The 17,984-nt window shown below is 46.7% G+C and carries 17 protein-coding genes; 3 read left to right on the top strand and 14 right to left on the bottom strand.

Annotated elements, in window-relative coordinates:
- Nucleotides 1–22: 22 nt before the first annotated feature.
- The 4 genes from ABIC22_RS15860 to ABIC22_RS15845 all read right to left on the bottom strand — a co-directional run bounded on the left by ABIC22_RS15860 (nt 23) and on the right by ABIC22_RS15845 (nt 3,735).
- The gene (locus tag ABIC22_RS15860) at nt 23–529 is read right to left on the bottom strand and encodes a type 1 glutamine amidotransferase domain-containing protein (protein ID WP_153979743.1); all 507 of its coding nucleotides are present in this window, start codon (nt 527–529) and stop codon (nt 23–25) included.
- 312 nt (nt 530–841) lie between these two features.
- The gene (locus tag ABIC22_RS15855) at nt 842–1,009 is read right to left on the bottom strand and encodes a hypothetical protein (protein ID WP_153979744.1); all 168 of its coding nucleotides are present in this window, start codon (nt 1,007–1,009) and stop codon (nt 842–844) included.
- 74 nt (nt 1,010–1,083) lie between these two features.
- Nucleotides 1,084–1,545: a D-aminoacyl-tRNA deacylase gene (gene dtd / locus ABIC22_RS15850; RefSeq protein ID WP_095289486.1), complete on the bottom strand. Its 462-nt coding sequence runs from the start codon at nt 1,543–1,545 to the stop codon at nt 1,084–1,086.
- Nucleotides 1,546–1,557: 12 nt separating this feature from the next.
- Nucleotides 1,558–3,735 carry a RelA/SpoT family protein gene (locus ABIC22_RS15845; RefSeq protein ID WP_127538623.1) on the bottom strand — a complete coding sequence of 726 codons (2,178 nt, stop codon included), beginning with the start codon at nt 3,733–3,735 and terminating at the stop codon, nt 1,558–1,560.
- 373 nt (nt 3,736–4,108) lie between these two features.
- Between ABIC22_RS15845 and uraA the strand changes: the two genes are divergently transcribed.
- Entirely contained in the window at nt 4,109–5,425 is a 1,317-nt protein-coding gene (gene uraA / locus ABIC22_RS15840) for a uracil permease (RefSeq protein ID WP_354482037.1), read from the top strand.
- 185 nt (nt 5,426–5,610) lie between these two features.
- Here uraA and ABIC22_RS15835 read toward each other — a convergent pair whose 3' ends face one another.
- From ABIC22_RS15835 to ABIC22_RS15810, 6 genes are all read right to left on the bottom strand, one after another.
- On the bottom strand, nt 5,611–6,123 hold the full coding sequence (locus ABIC22_RS15835) for an adenine phosphoribosyltransferase (RefSeq protein WP_095289483.1): 513 nt from the start codon (nt 6,121–6,123) through the stop codon (nt 5,611–5,613).
- A 36-nt stretch (nt 6,124–6,159) separates the two neighbouring features.
- Entirely contained in the window at nt 6,160–8,568 is a 2,409-nt protein-coding gene (gene recJ / locus ABIC22_RS15830; RefSeq protein WP_354482033.1) for a single-stranded-DNA-specific exonuclease RecJ, read from the bottom strand.
- 40 nt (nt 8,569–8,608) lie between these two features.
- A complete protein-coding gene (locus ABIC22_RS15825) occupies nt 8,609–9,574 on the bottom strand; it encodes a cation diffusion facilitator family transporter (protein WP_095289481.1) in 966 nt (321 codons plus the stop codon).
- Between the two features lie 73 nt (nt 9,575–9,647).
- Nucleotides 9,648–10,556 carry a protein translocase subunit SecF gene (gene secF, locus ABIC22_RS15820; RefSeq protein WP_354482029.1) on the bottom strand — a complete coding sequence of 303 codons (909 nt, stop codon included), beginning with the start codon at nt 10,554–10,556 and terminating at the stop codon, nt 9,648–9,650.
- Entirely contained in the window at nt 10,546–11,796 is a 1,251-nt protein-coding gene (gene secD, locus ABIC22_RS15815; RefSeq protein ID WP_354482026.1) for a protein translocase subunit SecD, read from the bottom strand. Before secD ends, secF begins: the two co-directional genes overlap by 11 nt.
- A 91-nt stretch (nt 11,797–11,887) precedes the next feature.
- A complete protein-coding gene (locus tag ABIC22_RS15810) occupies nt 11,888–12,127 on the bottom strand; it encodes a post-transcriptional regulator (protein ID WP_095289489.1) in 240 nt (79 codons plus the stop codon).
- Between the two features lie 227 nt (nt 12,128–12,354).
- On the opposite strand from ABIC22_RS15810, the gene spoVB reads away from it, so the two are divergent.
- Entirely contained in the window at nt 12,355–13,965 is a 1,611-nt protein-coding gene (spoVB, locus tag ABIC22_RS15805; protein ID WP_354482023.1) for a stage V sporulation protein B, read from the top strand.
- A gap of 11 nt (nt 13,966–13,976) precedes the next feature.
- On the opposite strand, the gene ABIC22_RS15800 is transcribed toward spoVB, so the two are convergent.
- The gene (locus tag ABIC22_RS15800; protein WP_127538617.1) at nt 13,977–14,717 is read right to left on the bottom strand and encodes a YetF domain-containing protein; all 741 of its coding nucleotides are present in this window, start codon (nt 14,715–14,717) and stop codon (nt 13,977–13,979) included.
- 183 nt (nt 14,718–14,900) lie between these two features.
- Here ABIC22_RS15800 and ABIC22_RS15795 point away from each other — a divergent pair, with 183 nt between their 5' ends.
- Nucleotides 14,901–15,293, top strand: a complete 393-nt coding sequence (locus tag ABIC22_RS15795) for a TIGR04086 family membrane protein (RefSeq protein WP_095359806.1) — start codon at nt 14,901–14,903, stop codon at nt 15,291–15,293.
- Nucleotides 15,294–15,383: 90 nt separating this feature from the next.
- On the opposite strand, the gene yajC is transcribed toward ABIC22_RS15795, so the two are convergent.
- From yajC to queA, 3 genes are all read right to left on the bottom strand, one after another.
- On the bottom strand, nt 15,384–15,698 hold the full coding sequence (gene yajC / locus ABIC22_RS15790) for a preprotein translocase subunit YajC (RefSeq protein WP_153979752.1): 315 nt from the start codon (nt 15,696–15,698) through the stop codon (nt 15,384–15,386).
- Between the two features lie 66 nt (nt 15,699–15,764).
- The gene (gene tgt / locus ABIC22_RS15785; RefSeq protein WP_095289474.1) at nt 15,765–16,901 is read right to left on the bottom strand and encodes a tRNA guanosine(34) transglycosylase Tgt; all 1,137 of its coding nucleotides are present in this window, start codon (nt 16,899–16,901) and stop codon (nt 15,765–15,767) included.
- Between the two features lie 53 nt (nt 16,902–16,954).
- A complete protein-coding gene (gene queA, locus ABIC22_RS15780) occupies nt 16,955–17,983 on the bottom strand; it encodes a tRNA preQ1(34) S-adenosylmethionine ribosyltransferase-isomerase QueA (RefSeq protein WP_354482018.1) in 1,029 nt (342 codons plus the stop codon).
- Nucleotide 17,984: the final 1 nt, after the last annotated feature.

The raw sequence follows: 17,984 nt of genomic DNA, 5'->3' as shown, positions 1-17,984 counted from the left end.
TAAATCGTTTACCTGTGACCGATTATATGACTTTCAACAGTTCACGAACAAATGCAGGCTCATCGGCTGGTGTTCTCGATGTAATGTAATTGCCGTCCACTACAGCCTCATGATCTTTAAATTCAGCACCTGCATTGACCATATCATCCTTAAGCGGCGGATAGGACGTAATGGTTCGCCCTTTGAGCAGGTCAGCGCTGGCCAGAATTTGCGGTCCATGGCAGATTGCCGCGATTGGCTTCTTCGCACTGTTAATCTCCGTTACAAACTTCAGGATGTTTTCATCCGTGCGTAGATTTTCAGGAGATGATCCTCCTGGAATGACTACTGCGTCATAATCTGAAGCAGATACATCTGCAATCGCCTTGTCTGAAGTATAGGAAGCCTTGCCGCCTTTACCTTTGAGCGTTTCTCCTGCCTTCAAACCGATGATTTCCACTTCGTGTCCGGCTTTTTTCACCTCATCATATGGGACCTGCATTTCCGAATCTTCAAAATCGTTCGCCAATAAAAAAGCAACTTTACTCATAACGTACGTTCTCCTTTCCGTGTTCGAAAAATCTTTTCATATTCGGGTTTTGCAGAATTTAGTAATTTACAACCTCAGTAAATCCATGTACAAACCCTGAACCTCGGCACGATCCTGTGCCTCGTGTTGTTATTACCCTAACTGCAGCTGTTTATAACAGCTTAAGCAATCGATCATTGAGTTTCTTTCCAATATAGAAACAAAAACATCACATAAAAAAGCCCTGATTCAAGTATCGAATCAAGGCTTTCGGCTCTGCTGCTATACGAGTAAGCTTTCAACATATAAAATGACTGCTTGCTTTCATCTTAACTAGGCACGCGGCAGGTGACTCTGTTCTCCCTTGTCCGAATCCTGGGTAGACCAGATCGTAGCCACGCATTCAGAAGCTGCGCGAGCCAACTTTAGCGACTCATACAGATTCCCGGGAATGAGCAGTGGTTCCATACGGGAACGTGTTATCTTGGCAGATTGACGCATAGTGAGAGATACTCCTTTAATCAGCTTATGCTAGTACTAGAACTATCCCTCATTATGGCCTGATCCCGGGTGAATTATGCACGTGCTTCCTGACGGAGAGGGCTCTCCAGCATTAAAGTCACGGGCCCCCAGTTGGTGAAGGACACATCCATCATGGCTCCGAATCTCCCTGTTTCCACCTGAATGCCTTTATCCCTCAATAGTTGATTAAAGGTCTCATATAACACCTCAGCCGCTTCTGGCCGGGCTGCAGCAGCAAAACTCGGGCGTTTCCCTTTACGACAGTCGCCATAAAGTGTAAATTGTGAGACCGAAAGGACTGCGCCACCCACATCCATCAGGCTAAGATTCATCTTTTCCTGATCATCCTCGAAAATGCGAAGTCCTGCCACCTTGTCTGCAAGATACACCGCATCTTTCTCCGTGTCTTCATGAGTAATACCTACGAGCAGCATGACCCCGGATTCAATCCGTCCCGTTATTTCGTCACCAACTGTAACCTGAGCCTCTTTGCAACGTTGTACAAGCACCCTCATCTAACAGGCTCCTTACTGCATAATCCGATGCACGGAATAGACATCTTTCACCCGTTTGATCCGTTCGACGACAGAATGCAGATGCTCTGTATTGCGGATCAGGATTGTAACGTGCACCAATGCTAATTTATTTTTGTCTGTCCGTCCGGTGACGGCAGATATATTGGTTTTACTTTCGGAAACGGCCTGAAGCACTTCATTGAGCAATCCATTGCGATCATGTCCGGTAATCTCAATATCGACACTGTAGTTGGCCTCGATATTTTCTTCCCATTCCACCTCAATGACGCGTGCTGCTTCCTCTCCATCCCCGCTTGAAGGAATGTTCGGACAGTCGCTGCGGTGCACGGATACCCCACGTCCGCGCGTAACGTAACCAATAATGTCATCACCCGGGACAGGATTACAACAGCGTGCAAAGCGAACGAGCAAGTTATCGATGCCTTTGACACGTATGCCGTTGGTAGGACGATTCTTGCGCTCAGGTGCAGGCTTCAGCTCCCGCATTTCGGAATTCAATTCGAGCAAGCTCGACTCTTCCTGTTCCTTGCGCAATTTCTCGGTCGCTTTGGTTACGATCTGCGCAGCAGTAATACCACCGAATCCAACCGCTGCAAGCATGTCATCAATATCGTTAAATGCATATTTTTTGCATGCTTCCATCAATTTGTCATCCGTCATCCACGCAGAAGGATCAAGCCCCATACGTTTCAGCTCGCGCTCACAGCTTTCGCGGCCTTTTTCAACGTTTTCTTCGCGGCGTTCCTTCTTGAACCACTGCTTGATCTTGGCTCTCGCATGAGATGATTTCGCAATTTTGAGCCAATCCTGACTTGGACCATATGAATGTTTGGACGTCAAAATCTCAATGATATCTCCAGTCTTCAGATGGTAATCAAGTGGAACGATACGACCGTTAACTTTGGCTCCAATTGTACGGTTACCCACTTCGGTATGAATTCTGTACGCAAAATCCAGCGGCACGGAACCTGTAGGCAGCTCAATGACTTCACCTTTTGGCGTAAATACAAATACCAAATCAGAGAAGAAATCCATCTTAAGGGATTCGACAAATTCAGATGCATCCTGTGCTTCATTTTGAAGCTCAAGAATTTCCCGGAAGAACGTAATTTTATCTTCAAAATTATTTCCGGTTGCTGCACCTTCCTTATAGGCCCAGTGGGCCGCAATCCCGAATTCGGCAGTACGGTGCATATCCCATGTCCGAATCTGAACTTCAGTCGGCTCCCCATTCGGGCCAACCACCGTTGTATGGAGCGATTGGTACATGTTAGCCTTAGGCATTGCAATATAATCCTTGAAACGCCCAGGCATCGGTTTCCATAATGTGTGTATAATGCCGAGGGTAGCATAACAATCTTTGATATTATCCACAATAATACGAATCGCAAGCAGATCGTAGATTTCGTTAAACTGCTTGTTCTTCGTTGTCATTTTTTTGAACACACTGTAAATATGTTTCGGACGACCAGACAGATCTGCCTGAATTCCCATCTCATCAAGCTTGGTCGTGATTCCATCCATCACCGTATCGATGTACTGCTCACGTTCTGCACGCTTCTTGTGCATCAGATTTGCAATACGGTAGTATTGCTGCGGATTCAAATAACGGAGAGCAATGTCCTCCATTTCCCATTTGATCGCAGATATACCCAAACGGTTGGCAATGGGACAGAAAATCTCCAGTGTCTCATAAGAAATCCTGCGCTGGCTTTCTTCCGATTGAAATTTGAGTGTCCGCATATTGTGCAGGCGGTCAGCCAATTTGATAACGATGACACGGATGTCCTGCGCCATGGCGATGAACATTTTACGATAGTTTTCGTTCTGCTGCTCTTCCTTGGAGCGGAACTGAATACGTTCCAGCTTCGTCAAGCCGTCAACAAGCATGGCACACGTATTGCCGAAATGAGTGCGGATTTCCTCAAGCGATACCGTAGTGTCTTCTACAACATCATGAAGAAGCGCTGCTATTATGGAGATGGTGTCCATCTGCATGTTCACAACAATGTCGGCAACCGCAAGCGGATGCAGAATATACGGTTCTCCCGATTTTCGCGTCTGTCCATGGTGGGCCTGATCAGCAAATTCGTAGGCTTCACGTATGCGCACCAGATCGGGTTCTTTGATATAAGCTCCGGCCTTCTCGAGTAATTGCTCTATGCCCATTCTGATCTGTTCCGTGTCCTTTCTATACAAAATGGAACCCGTGACAAATGCATCAACACAGGTTCCCCGTAAAAGTAATTTCCTATAATTATGACGCTTCGCCCGTTTCCCGTCAACTGCTGACGAATAAGAGCATATATCCAATTTTTTTAAAAGAATTTATGACTGGCCCATCAATGTACCAATCATCCGCTTAACGGGATTAAACCGTGCCTTTATCTTAAATATTATGGCCATTTATATTCGAAATAGAATCAATATTTGCTAAAAAACGTACATTCGAATCCGAATCGCAAAAAATGTTATTGCTTAATTAAGAGAAACTCTGTAATCTATTGAAGATTTGTGTTTCGGAAAAGGAGATGAATGTTCATTGCAACGCGAAATTCAGGTTAATCAGAAGATGCCACTAGGATCTGGCTCCCTGCTCAGTCTGCAGCATTTGTTTGCCATGTTTGGCAGCACGGTGCTTGTACCCAACCTGTTCGGGGTTGATCCAAGCATGATCCTGTTGATGAACGGTATCGGAACATTGCTTTACATATTGATGTGCAAAGGCAAAATACCAGCATACCTGGGTTCCAGCTTTGCTTTTATCGCGCCCGTTACATTTGTTATAGAATCGCATCCGGGTAACGGCTACTCCATGGCCCTCGGAGCATTTATTATAACAGGCATTGTATTCTGTCTTGTCGCTCTTATCATCAAATATGCCGGGACAGGCTGGATTAATGTTGTGTTCCCTCCAGCAGTCATGGGAGCCATCGTAGCCCTGATCGGTTTGGAACTCGTGCCTGTTGCAGCAGGCATGGCTGGGCTGATCAACTCTGACCCTGTAAACAACCCCAACTGGGTTCCTCAGGCCAAGCCCATTATTTTATCCATGGTAACTCTCGGTATCACTGTAATCGGAGCCGTAACCTTCCGCGGATTCCCCAAAATCATTCACATTCTGATCGGAATTGTATCCGGATATGTACTTGGGTACTTTATGGATGCAGTTGAAACGGAAAAGATTGCAAGTGCTGATTTGATTTCCATGCCAACAGTCACCACACCAACGTTTGACTGGTCCGTTATCTTCACTATTTTGCCCGTAGCTCTCGTAGTTATTGTAGAGCACATCGGACATTTGCTCGTAACGAGCAGCATTGTGGGCAAGGATCTCTCCAAAGACCCTGGTCTCCATCGTTCCCTGCTCGGAAACGGAGTTTCCACTATCCTGTCCGGTTTTGTTGGATCCACGCCGAATACGACCTATGGTGAAAATATCGGTGTTATGGCACTTACAAGAGTTTATTCCACTTACGTTATTGGTGGCGCAGCCATCATAGCGATCGTGCTCTCGTTTTCAGGAACATTCTCGGCGCTTGTTGCCAACATTCCGGTTCCGGTCATGGGTGGTGTATCCCTGCTTCTGTTCGGTGTCATTGCCGCATCCGGTCTGCGTATCCTGGTCGAGCAAAAAGTAGACTTTGCCAAACCAACGAACCTCTTGCTGACAACGCTTGTACTTGTGATCGGACTCAGTGGAACTCAGGTATCCATTTATGGAGTACAATTGAAAGGCATGGCACTGGCTACTATTGTAGGAATCCTGCTGAGCCTGTTGTTCAAATTGTTCGAAGTACTCGGATGGTCTAATGACCAGCCGGAAAAACAGCCACTGACAGAGAAAACCCCGGACTAATGTCCTTGGTCGGATCATAATCATCCGCATTCGGGTTACCAACAAACATAGATACCAAAAAGCCTGCTCTCTCAATTCTTAGGAAATGAGAAAGCAGGCTTTTTAATAATCATTAATGCTGTATATTATTTCCCGGGAAACGGGAGATGCACTTTAAAGTGATAAGACAGCACACATGCAGGGATCTAGTAGTTCATCAGCGTAAATACATCGATCTCCGGCAATTTGGCACGTCCATTCAGGTCAGACAGCTCAATCAGGAATGCCGCACCTACAACTTTTCCTCCCAATTGTTCAATCAGGTTAACGGAAGTTGCAATCGTTCCACCCGTTGCCAGCAAATCGTCAGCAATCAGGACGTTTTGTCCTTTTTCAATTGCATCGGTATGCATCGCAAGTGTATCCTTGCCATATTCGAGATCATAACCTACTTCAATCGTCTCTCCAGGCAGTTTTCCACTTTTGCGAATCGGAGCAAAGCCGACACCAAGAGCGTATGCCAGAGGGGCGCCCACAACGAAACCACGTGCTTCAGGTCCAGCAATGACATCAATTTTGAGATCAGAAACCATTACTTTCAGCTCATTGATTGCCTTGCGGTACATTTCTCCATCCTTCAACAATGTCGTAATGTCCTTGAAGCTGATTCCCGGTTGTGGAAAGTCAGGAATGACACGAATATACTCTTTAAAATCCAAAATAATCTCCTCCTAAAATAAATACACAACTTCCATCTAAGATACGCCCTTCATCCGGGATATCATCCATTGTGTCAGCTGCGGTGTAGATGCATCCAGCAGTACCTGTTCTGTCTCGGCCATATTTTCCAATGCCTGATAATGACGGGACGAGGCCAGATCGCGTTTGGGCGGGTTATCCACAAACGATATTTTGCCATCCTTGCGGGTGATGAACGATAACTCTTCAAACACATCCAGCATCATGGTAATCATACGCGGCGAACATCCACACTGACGACTGAGCACAGGAGTAATCTCTTGTTCCTCTACCGGTTCAGCTCTCCATTTCGACACCAGCATATAAATACGCTTGAAGAGGTCTCTGGAAGGCATCTGAAGGCGATCTCGGCGGTTGCCTGATCCGTGCAGAAGGATGATATTCTCGGCTCCGCTGAACATGGCCAGCATGGCATCAAGTTGTTCCGGGGTTTCCGGCGTATCAAACACAAATAACGTCCGGACCTGTTCCTGTCCATAATGCTGCGCTGCAGCATTATACGGAAACAACCCGACCTTTCTATCATATACCCAAAGGCACGGTTCATACAATGAATTTCCCTCAGAAACATGGATATCCTTCCGGACAATCGCACCTATTGAGCCAGATGTATACCTTAGATGTACTTCAAGTGAATCAAGGAACTGCTTCATCGTGTTAAGTGGATCGGCATTCCCACGCAAATCGAAGACTTGAGCATGTGGAACATGAATGTCCTGAAGCATCAATTGCGGTTTGCGCATCCCGTTCCATTCGTTGATGGACAATTCGCCCATTACATCAATAAGAGTACCCACAGGTAAAAATTCGGCTAAAGCTCCCTTGCCAAAGGCAACCGTTTCGAGCTGCTGCCCGTCTTGTTCGAGAACCAGTTTCAGATGTCGTTTCTCCCGGCCCATCGTTCGTGTTTCTTTTACCATGACATTCCTCAAAACAAAACGAGGCGAAGGATTGCTCATGCCGAAAGGTTGAAGTCTGTCAATTTCCTGAATGACTTTCAGCGGCACGTCACTAATTCTACACTCGTCATCTGCCAGTCGCTCAGGCATAAAATCCGCTTCCGTCAGAACGGCGGCTGCAAACTCATTCAACCCCGATTCCAGTTCTTCCAGCTGATCCCGATGAAGAGTCATGCCTGCCGCTGCCGGATGTCCACCGTAGTGGTCCATTGTATGTTTACAAGCGGTAAGTGCCTCATAGATATCCAGGCCATCAATGGAGCGGGCAGAGCCTTTGCATACACCCGTCTGAGGGTCTATTCCCAAGATGAGTGTCGGACGATAATAGCGTTCCAGTATTTTGGAAGCCACGATGCCCACAACCCCCACATTCCAGCCTTCTCCCGCAAGAACGATCACATCGGGAACTTTGCCGGAACGCAGCTGAATTTTTTGTTCCAACTGCGCGCTGGCTTCCTGGACAATGCCCTCGACGACCTGCTGCCGTTCCCGATTCAACAGATCGAGTTGGCCTGCAAGCATATGAGCCTCATCCAGATTCTCGGTTGTAAGAAGCGAAACAGCTCTGCCTGCATGATCTAAACGACCACTGGCATTAATACGGGGAGCCATCGCAAAGGCAATGTTCACCGATGTAACCTGGCTTTGATCCACGCCGCTAATCTCAAGTAGCGCACTTATGCCTGGCAGACGTGATCCCCGCATGGACTCAACGCCATAACTGACAATAACCCGATTCTCTCCTTCAAGCGGCATGAGATCGGCGACGGTGCCAATGGCAGCAATCTCCATCCATTCGCCGGGCACCTCACCGATCAGGGCTTGGGCCAGTTTCAAGGCTACTCCCGCACCGGCCAAGCCTTTGAAAGGATAGGGACAATCGGGAAGTTTGGGATTAATCAAAGCAAACGCTTCTGGAAGAGTCTCAGGCGGTTCATGATGGTCTGTTACGATGACTTCCATTCCAAGTGTTGCCGCATATGCAATTTGATCTACCGCACTGATTCCTGTATCAACCGTAATAATTAGAGTAACCCCTTGCTGATGAGCCCAGTCCAGCGCATGATTGTGCAATCCATAACCTTCATTGGACCGATGAGGGATGTAGATATCATAGGATGCCCCAAGATGCCGCATTAAATGGATCATCAGCGAAGTACTGGACACACCATCTGCATCGTAATCTCCATAAATTAAAATATGTTCACCACGCTCGAGCGCAAGCCGGATACGGGGTACAGCTTCCTTCATGCCCCGAAGCAGATAAGGATCATGCATCTGCCCCAGATCGGGATGAAGAAACCGCTCTGCCTCAGTTTCATTATGGACTCCCCGGCTAACCAGCAAACGTCCAACAAGTGCTGAAACGGAAAGCGCCTGCGAGAGTCCCGCAGCCGCCTCCAAATCGATATTCGGTGTGTTCCACCGGTATTGCGAATAAAGCAATGATAACGCTCCTTTCCTGATCTACGGGACCCGCGCTTCATTACTGAATTAATGTCGCTTCATGATCGGGCAGTTCATGATTGGATTTGTAAGGATATCCCGGATCATAAGGGATAGCCTGGATTTGTACTTCTTTTACATGACTAAACCGGGTTAATAGCAAGGTCTTGGCACGATTGGCAATTTCCTGTGCTTCCAGCACCGAAATTCTCGGATTCACACTAATGACCAGTTCAACGGTTACAGCATGTTCCTGTTCCCGGGCAGTCAGATGTTCAATCGTAATAACACCATAAACCCGTTGTACCGTTTCCTTGAAATCCATGGCCTCTTCCTGTTCCAGTTCCTGAACGAGCGAGCCATAGACGGTATCTACAATCATACGGTAACCCTTATGAAGCACGAAGCAGGAAGCAATAAGTGCAGCCGCTGGGTCCATATACAGTAGCACATGAATCCCCATCGTTTCACCAGCCATAGATCCTGCAATGCCTACGAGTACGGTGAGAGAACAATAGAGCGCACGGCGATGTTCCTGAGCATAGGACAGTGCCTGCGACTGATTGCGCCTGCGGTAATATCGATATTGAAATTGGAAAATAGCTTCTTTCACAGCAAGTGCAGCAAAAGCTGCGATAAGTGCATGATCGTATTTTGCCGATTCGCCAGGCTCATCCCCGGTCAACCCGGTCAGAGCAGAGATTGCAATCTGAAGCCCTCCCATAAGGATCAGGACGGACAGCAGCACCGTAATCCCGGGCCTCGCCATGCGCGAATGCTCTCTGGCCTTCTCCCTGCGAGCTTTATTCCTATCCTGTACAGACTTCGAGGGGAAGAGACCTGCCAGTGAGGAAGCAGCTTCCGAGGCAGAATACAGACCATCGGCAAGCAGCGATTTGCTGTTCGCCATATAACCGACGCCAGCCTTAATCACTGCAAGTGTCATATTCCCGGCAATACCACTCCACGTTGCCGCTTGAGCAGCTGGAATACGTTCTCTGGTCATGAAAATTCCCCCTTAATCCTGTACGTAAAGTTGCAAAACCGCGCCTGACAGACGCGGCTTGCAAATAAGATGTTTAGTTGGATGCTTTGGCTGCCGTTTTCGGCTTGTCCACTTGTTTTCCTTTGAGAGCCAGCCACAGTGGTGCTGCGATGAAGATGGATGAATATGCACCGAACAGTGTCCCGATTACCATCGCAAGCGAGAACATGCGAATGGACTCTCCACCGAAGATAAACAAACAGATGGATGCCGCAAAGACTGTAAATGTCGTGTTCAATGAGCGTGTCATCGTTTGAGCCAAACTGCGGTTTACCACTTCACGCAAGTCGGCTTTTGTTGTTTTCTTGGCGAAACGCAGGTTCTCCCGAATACGGTCAAAAATAACAATGGTATCGTTAATGGAGAAACCGACAATCGTCAATACAGCGGTAATAAAGGTCAGATCCACTTCCAAACGGAAGATGGAGAACACACTAATGACTACAAATGCATCGTGGAACAGGGAAACAACTGCTGCCACAGCAAAGCGCCACTCAAACCGAATAGCTACGTAGATCATAATCCCGATACTTGCAATGAGGACCGCATAGATTGCGTTACGCTCAAGCTCTTTAGCCATTTCCGGGTCTACGGTATTGACTTCATAAGAAGCCTCTGGGTCCAGCTTGGTGAACTCTTCTTTGAACTTGCTCTCTTGTGTCTCATCCAATACGTTGGAGAAACGAACGTTAACTCGGTCGGCACCTGGTGTAATGTTAACATCGCCTTCATTCGCACCAATGTCTTTGATAATCGGAGTAATTTGTTCTGAAGTAATTGCCTTGGATACGGTAATATCCACATTCGAGCCTGATCGGAAATCAACCGCATAATTCAATCCAAGGGAGAACAAACTGATAATCCCTGCCAAAGTCAAAATAATGGAGAACGTATAGGCAATTTTACTGCCCTTAATGTAATCAAAGTTCCAATTAAAGCGCACGAATTTCACTCTCCTTCACTCCGAAGTACTTAGGCTTCTTCAACACGTTAGCCCGCACAAGCAGGGTCAACAGGAAGCGGGAGAAGAAAATATTCGTGATAATGCTGGTGACGATGTCAAAAATCAGCACGAGCGCGAAACCTTTGACTGCACCTGTACCCAGGAAAAACATAACGGCCGCAGCAATGATGGTTGTGATATTGGAATCGATAATGGTACGGAAGGAATGTTTGCTTCCCGCCTTAACTGACGACAGAATCGATTTACCACTCCGCATTTCTTCCTTAATCCGCTCGTACGTAATGATGTTGGCGTCAACTGCCATCCCTATACCCAGAATAAATGCAGCAATACCCGGAAGGGTAAGCACAAATTCGCCCATATAGAAGATCGCGAGTACCAGCCACGTATGTGTAATCAAGGCAAAGCTTGCGATGATCCCTGGAATGCGATACAGACCAATCATGAACACTAAAATAATAACGGAACCGATCAAGCCTGCTTTAATCGTTTGGTCGAGTGATAATTTACCCAGCGTTGCTCCAACGCTTTGCGAGTATTTCTCTGTAAGTTTCAGAGGAAGTGCACCCAGGTTAATGGTATCACGCAGCTGGTTTGCTTCCTCACGTGTATAACTGCCTGTGATTTGCGCTGAACCGTCCGTCAATTGCTGCTGTACGGTTGGGGCAGAGAGCAGCTGATCATCCAGATAGATGGCCAGAGGTTGTCCAATAAGGCGCTTTGTAATTTCAGAAAATTTCGCCTTATCCTTAACCTGAATGTCAATCATCGGTTCATTCAGCTGATTGAAAGTCACTTTTGCGCCGTTCTCAACAAATTCGTTTCCTCGAAGCTCGATCTTTGTGTACTCGCCTTCCTTGTCATTCTCCGCTTTACTACGGAAGGTCAGGACGGCAGGTTCTTTCATTTTGGCTCTTACTTCAGCCTCGTCCGTAACACCAGCCAATTTCAAACGAATCCGGTTGGTTCCTTCAGTGGTTACTTCCGGCTCGCTTGTTCCGAGCGCATTGGCACGGCTTTCCAGACTTCTTGCAGTTTGTACCAAAGAAGCTTTGGTAACTTGCTGCCCTTGTTCCAGCGGCTCTGCTTCATATAAGATCTCGTAGCCTCCCTTTAAATCAAGGCCCAAGCGAATATTTTTGAGCAGGCCCGGACTTGTGCCCAACATGACTCCTGTGGTCACAAGCACGACCAGAATGAAACTGATAATTCTCTTCATGCCGTTCCTAGATCCCCCTTCATTCTCAATATTCCTATTATAGCGATGCCGTAAAAAGCAGTCAATTTCCAACACAAAAAGATCCCTTTCGTTAGAAAGAGGACCCCCGGTATGCAGAAACGGTCATAAAGTTCATAAAGCTTGTTGCTTTCAGTGACAAAATGTCGTTCACCAATTGATGAAGCGGTGGAATGCCCTGTTTTTCATATTTATGACTAACGCAATTCCAGACATCTTTGCTGGTCACATATTCGTACCCGACGAGCCTTAATTCCTCCGCCTTGCTGCGACATAACATCTCAATGGATTCTTCCAGCTCCATATCGTTCATTTCTTCCAAGCGGGGAGCGCCTCCCTTCTTACGCACAAGCCTTTATGCGGCATCAATATTACATAATTCGACTTCATATATTCAGATTCCTGCTTGCCCAATCTGGATCTTTTTGTTAATGAAGTCCAAGTTGTCATGAGAAGACAGTGGACTGGCATAGGATGAAGAACAACGGCTTTGTCCCGTTTACAAGACCTGTTACTTTCAACCGGGAAAGAGGGGTAGTTTTGAAGAAACAGACATTTATCCAGGGAGCCATGATCCTGCTTGCAGCAGGCATTATTAATCGCATTCTCGGTTTTATCCCCCGTATTGCGCTGCCTCGCGTGATCGGAGCAGAAGGGGTTGGTTTGTATCAGCTGAGCTATCCTTTCTTCATCGTACTTGTGACGTTGATTACCGGAGGTATACCGCTCGCCGTTGCTAAACTCGTTGCGGAAGCAGATACAGGGGCCAATCGCTATTCTCCCCAGCGCATATTACAGATTAGTCTAAGCTTCACCTTGACCCTTGGCGTTGTTTTCATGTTTCTGTGCATTGTCTTTGCCCCTTGGGTTACACGTTATGTTCTGACGGATGAGAGGGTGTATCATACGTTTGTGAGCATGAGTCCGATGATTGCAATCATAGCTGTGTCCGCGGTGTATCGCGGGTATTTTCAGGGCAAGCAGAATATGATTCCTACTGCCGCTTCCTCCATTACGGAAACCATTGTACGCATTATTTGCGTGATCTGGTTCTCTTGGCTGCTTCTCCCGCAAGGTATTGCCCAGGCAGCAGCAGGGGCCATGCTCGGGGCCCTCGTTGGTGAATTTGTCGGCATGCTTGTACTGCTATGGAATTATAACAGACATAAAAAGGATCCTGAGCGCTCCAATCATCTGATCCCACCAAATGCAAATGTGCCTTCACCCGCACTACCCGTTGATTCAAATGCATCACAATCAGGATTGATCAGACGCCTCCTGGCCATCTCTGTACCCGTAACAGCAGGCAGACTTGTAGGCTCACTTTCCTACCTTGCTGAAACCATTGTCACCGCTCAGAGTCTGGCTCTTGCAGGCATATCCCGTGGACTGGCGACCGCTCAATATGGTGCGTTACAAGGCATGATCATTCCGCTGCTGCTTCTGCCGGGTGCACTCACTTCATCACTTGCCACATCACTTGTTCCCTCCCTGTCTGAAGCATCCGCACAGGGGGATCGGGCGCTCATCCATAAACGGATGCACCAGGCACTGCGGCTTGCCCTCGTCACAGGTGCCCCTTTTTCTGTTTTTATGTATGTGCTTGCCGAACCGATGTGCTTAGTACTGTATAATGATGCATCGATTGGAAGCATGCTTAAACTTATGGCTCCTTTTGCTCTGTTTATCTACATCCAGGCACCTCTTCAAGCTGCTCTGCAGGCACTGGATCGTCCAGGAAAAGCTCTTCTCAATACATTTATCGGTGCGGTCATTAAAATCACTTTGATTTTGCTGCTAGCATCCAAACCTGAATACGGCATTTTTGGTGCAGTGATTGCGATCTGTGTGAACTCAACTGTGGTTACTCTTTTACATGCCAGAAGTGTGCGCAATTTGCTTCAGTTCCGGTTCAAATGGATGGATTGGGTCAAAACAGCAACCGGCATGGTTATTATGGGAGCAGCAACCCTTTTGGTTTATGAACATACGGCCATTTTGCTGCCCTTCTGGCTGAGAATGATCCTTGCCCCTCTTGCTGGTCTCATTGTTTATTTTATTGTGATGGGCATGACCCGCATGATAGACTTTCACGATCTCTCCCGGATGCCGATCATTGGTTCCTGGTTCCAAAGACGTTCTCGGAAATAAGAAGACTATCGCTATTTTTTATCATCCTTCAGGCTTACGAATACTTTGCCATTATGGTCGATGGAGCATATAAACACATCCTTAAAATCGAGCACACCCTTCTGTTGTATCTGATTCTTCAGCCAAAAACGTGTTTTCTGGATCAGCTCCAAATTTTGGTCTTGGACTTTACCATCCATAATTAACGGCAGGGGGAGACCCTCATATTTAATATTTTGAAAGCCATCAATCTTGTCCTGCCTAGGCTTTTTCATATTATTTTGCGATGAACTGTATCCTTGGCCCGAAGAAGAGTTATTCATGGGGATAACGGTTAATTTCCCGGTCGTTTCCAAAATGGCAAATTCGACTTCACCAATACTATCGATATTCTGTTCACGCAACTGCAGCAGCAGGTCATCCAAATTATACCGCTGTTTGCGCATTTCATCGCGATGCAGTGTACCTTTGGAGATGAGTACCGTCGGTTTGCCATCAATCATGAGTCGTAAACGACGGCTCTTGAGACTTAGAAAAGCCATGCCAATCTGAACAACAAGTACGGTCACCATGGGCACAATGCCGTGAGACAACGGCTTATCCGTATCCTCAATGACAAATGCTGCTATCTCGGCAAGCATAATGGACACAACCAGATCAAACATGGACAGCTTGCCTATTTCCCTTTTACCCATAACCCGAATGGCTCCATAGACGATAAAATACATGAGAATCGTTCGAAAAATATGTGCTCCTATATCCGAAAAACTCATAACATGCTCCCTCCTTCACATCTGGTTTACAAACAGATACCTGAAGCGTAATCCCTATTTTGACCGGAACCAGATATGCTCATGCGAATCTTGATTGTTCATTTAATGGAAAATTCAGTTCATAACTACTGAGGCTTGACCATACAATGTAATAATTTCAAACTTGTACAAGGGGGTTGCTTCATGCAGCTGATTCGCCGAGTGATTTCGTTTCGAATGTCCAACCCGATTTTGTCGGGCCTCTGCCATGCTTTTGTATGGATGTTACTGGGAGCGTTAATCCTCTCCCTCTTTCTCTGGATGAGCAGCATGCGGGAGCAAGAACTTTCGCTTTACACGTATGTCGTTCATGGCTTGTCTTTGCTGGTTGGAGGATTTGTAGCGGGAAAACGGTCTGGCGAAAAAGGCTGGTACCATGGAGGGCTAACCGGTATCATTTATGGATTGATCGTATTGCTTATTGGTTTCCTCGCTTTGGATGCTTCATTCAATTGGAAAGACAGTCTGCAGCTTGCAAGCGCATTTCTGATTTCGGCACTCGGAGGAATTTTCGGGGTGAATACACACAGATCGTAGAAAGTTTGAATCTTATGACCTTACAGAGAAAAAGAAAAAGAGAACCGGACCTCCTAAGAGATCCGGTTCTCTGCAACAAACTAGAATAATCTATTCAACAGCGGTTTCACGACTCACTGCACTGCTGATCGCATTACGGTCGAATGTAAGCTTAGTTACATCGTTTACACGAAGTACAACAACATCGTCCGTAATTTCAGCGATTGTACCGTGAAGGCCACCGATCGTTACAATTTTATCGCCCTTTTTCAACTGGTTCAGCATCGCATTGCGCTGCTTTTGCTTTTTGTTTTGTGGACGAATCATCAAGAAGTAGAAAATCGCGACCATGAGTACCAAAGGTACAATCAAAGATACAATTCCACCGCCCGCATTGGCCGCTTGTAAAGGCATTCCCTGAAACATTCAAAACTCCCCCTTATCGACTATACTTACAAATACTACGCGTTTCTCCGGTTCTGCAAAACCTGATCAGAAACCTTTGTCATTGTCATGAAGACCATATTGATCGAAAAATTCATCACGGAAATCAAGCAAACGATCTTCCATTATGGCTTTGCGCACATTGCGCATCAAATTCTGCAAGAAATGAAGATTATGAATGGTCGTCAAACGCAAGCCAAATGTTTCATCCGCTTTGATCAAATGACGCAGGTAAGCTCTGGAGTAGTTACGACAAGTGTAGCAATCGCATTCAGGATCCAGTGGACCAAAATCGGTTGCAAACTTGGCGTTACGAACAACGAGTCGTCCCTGACTTGTCATTGTTGTTCCGTTACGGGCAATCCGGGTAGGCAGGACACAGTCGAACATGTCCACTCCACGAATCGATCCCTCAATCAATGCATCGGGCGAACCTACTCCCATCAAGTAACGTGGTTTATTGGAAGGTAACAGCGGTACTGTGTAATCCAATACGCCATACATCAAATGTTTCGGCTCTCCAACACTCAGTCCACCAATAGCATACCCCGGGAAATCCATGGAAGTCAAATCTGCGGCGCTCTGACGACGCAAATCCTCGTGCATGCCTCCCTGTACGATGGCAAACAGGCCTTGATCATGCGGACGAGCATGACTTTCGAGACAGCGTTCCGCCCAGCGGCTCGTTCTTTCGAGTGATTTTTTTACATATTCATATTCAGCCGGATACGGAGGACATTCATCGAATGCCATCATAATATCGGAGCCGAGCGCGTTCTGAACTTCCATGGCCACCTCAGGTGAAAGGAACTTCTTGTCTCCATTCAGGTGGGAACGGAAGTGAACGCCTTCTTCTGTAATTTTGCGCATCTCACTGAGGGAAAACACCTGAAACCCGCCGCTGTCCGTCAGAATCGGCCGATCCCAGTTCATGAACTTGTGCAGACCGCCAGCTTGGCGAACAATCTCATGTCCTGGTCTGAGGAACAGGTGATAGGTATTGCTCAGAATAATCTGTGCATCCATCTCCTTCAACTCTTCAGGACTCATTGTTTTTACAGTCGCCTGTGTACCAACAGGCATAAAGGTTGGTGTCTCGATAATACCATGCGGTGTATGTACACGTCCCAGACGTGCACCGGATTGTTTACATGTTTTGATATGTTCATACGTTATTGCTGCCATTGGTTTTAATCATCCTCTAAAATTAATCGTTAGCTTCAGTATGCCTTTGTGAATCAATAGATTAACATGGCATCGCCAAAACTGAAAAAGCGGTATTTCTCTTGAATCGCCTGCTCATATGCATGCATGATATGTTCTCTGCCTGCAAGTGCACTAACTAACATAACAAGTGTCGATTTCGGCAAATGAAAGTTTGTAAGCATGCCATCTATAACTTTGAAATTGTAACCTGGGTAGATAAAGATTTTGGTCCAGCCGCTGCTCTCCTGAAGCACTCCATCTTCAAACTTGCTGCCTACCGTTTCAAGCGTTCGACAGCTCGTCGTTCCTACTGCAATTACACGGTTACCACGTTTCTTCGTTTCGTTAATCAGGTTCGCCGTTTCCTGAGACATGGAGTAATACTCTTCGTGCATCTCATGCTCTTCCACAACATCAACAGACATTGGGCGGAATGTTCCGAGACCAACATGAAGCGTAATGAAAGTAACATTGACGCCTTTGGCACGGATCTGATCCAGCAGCTCATCCGTAAAATGCAGCCCAGCTGTTGGAGCCGCTGCTGATCCTTCGTGCTTTGCATACACCGTCTGGTATCTTTCACGATCATCCAGAGTCTCTTTAATATAAGGAGGCAGTGGCATCTCGCCCAAACGATCCAGGATCTCCTGGAAGATTCCGTTATAGGAGAATGTGAGGGTACGTGCACCCATTTCGCCTTCTTCATCAATAACAGCCTTAAGCTCATCACCGAATACAATAACTGAACCGGCTTTCAGCCTCTTCCCTGGTTTGACAAGAGCTTCCCAGCGGTCACCTTCCACATTTTTCAGCAGGAGTACCTCAGCTTTGGCTCCGGTATCTTCTTTTGTACCGAACAGTCTCGCTGGCAATACCCGCGTGTCATTCAATACCAAAGTGTCGCCAGGCTCTAGAAAATTGATGATATCCGGGAACGAGCGATGGTTAACCTCACCGTTCTCCTTGTTCAATGTCAGCAGTCGCGATGCCGTACGATCAAGCAAAGGCGTCTGTGCAATCAACTGCTCTGGTAATTCAAAATCATATAAGTTCACATTCATT

The organism is Paenibacillus sp. PvP094 (assembly GCF_040546835.1).
GTDB lineage: Bacteria > Bacillota > Bacilli > Paenibacillales > Paenibacillaceae > Paenibacillus > Paenibacillus illinoisensis.
Note: the sequence above shows the minus strand (reverse complement) of the source record. Positions and strands in the feature narration are given on the sequence as shown.

Excerpts from the sequence above, each read along its gene's own strand:
- ABIC22_RS15800 (WP_127538617.1), bottom strand. The coding sequence starts at position 14,717 with ATGAGTTTTTCGGATATAGGAGCACATATTTTTCGAACGATTCTCATG.
- yajC (WP_153979752.1), bottom strand. The coding sequence starts at position 15,698 with ATGTTTCAGGGAATGCCTTTACAAGCGGCCAATGCGGGCGGTGGAATT.
- ABIC22_RS15855 (WP_153979744.1), bottom strand. The coding sequence starts at position 1,009 with ATGCGTCAATCTGCCAAGATAACACGTTCCCGTATGGAACCACTGCTC.
- secD (WP_354482026.1), bottom strand. The coding sequence starts at position 11,796 with ATGAAGAGAATTATCAGTTTCATTCTGGTCGTGCTTGTGACCACAGGA.
- tgt (WP_095289474.1), bottom strand. The coding sequence starts at position 16,901 with ATGGCAGCAATAACGTATGAACATATCAAAACATGTAAACAATCCGGT.
- ABIC22_RS15810 (WP_095289489.1), bottom strand. The coding sequence starts at position 12,127 with ATGAACGATATGGAGCTGGAAGAATCCATTGAGATGTTATGTCGCAGC.
- dtd (WP_095289486.1), bottom strand. The coding sequence starts at position 1,545 with ATGAGGGTGCTTGTACAACGTTGCAAAGAGGCTCAGGTTACAGTTGGT.
- queA (WP_354482018.1), bottom strand. The coding sequence starts at position 17,983 with ATGAATGTGAACTTATATGATTTTGAATTACCAGAGCAGTTGATTGCA.
- ABIC22_RS15860 (WP_153979743.1), bottom strand. The coding sequence starts at position 529 with ATGAGTAAAGTTGCTTTTTTATTGGCGAACGATTTTGAAGATTCGGAA.
- ABIC22_RS15845 (WP_127538623.1), bottom strand. The coding sequence starts at position 3,735 with ATGGGCATAGAGCAATTACTCGAGAAGGCCGGAGCTTATATCAAAGAA.
- ABIC22_RS15795 (WP_095359806.1), top strand. The coding sequence starts at position 14,901 with ATGCAGCTGATTCGCCGAGTGATTTCGTTTCGAATGTCCAACCCGATT.
- ABIC22_RS15825 (WP_095289481.1), bottom strand. The coding sequence starts at position 9,574 with ATGACCAGAGAACGTATTCCAGCTGCTCAAGCGGCAACGTGGAGTGGT.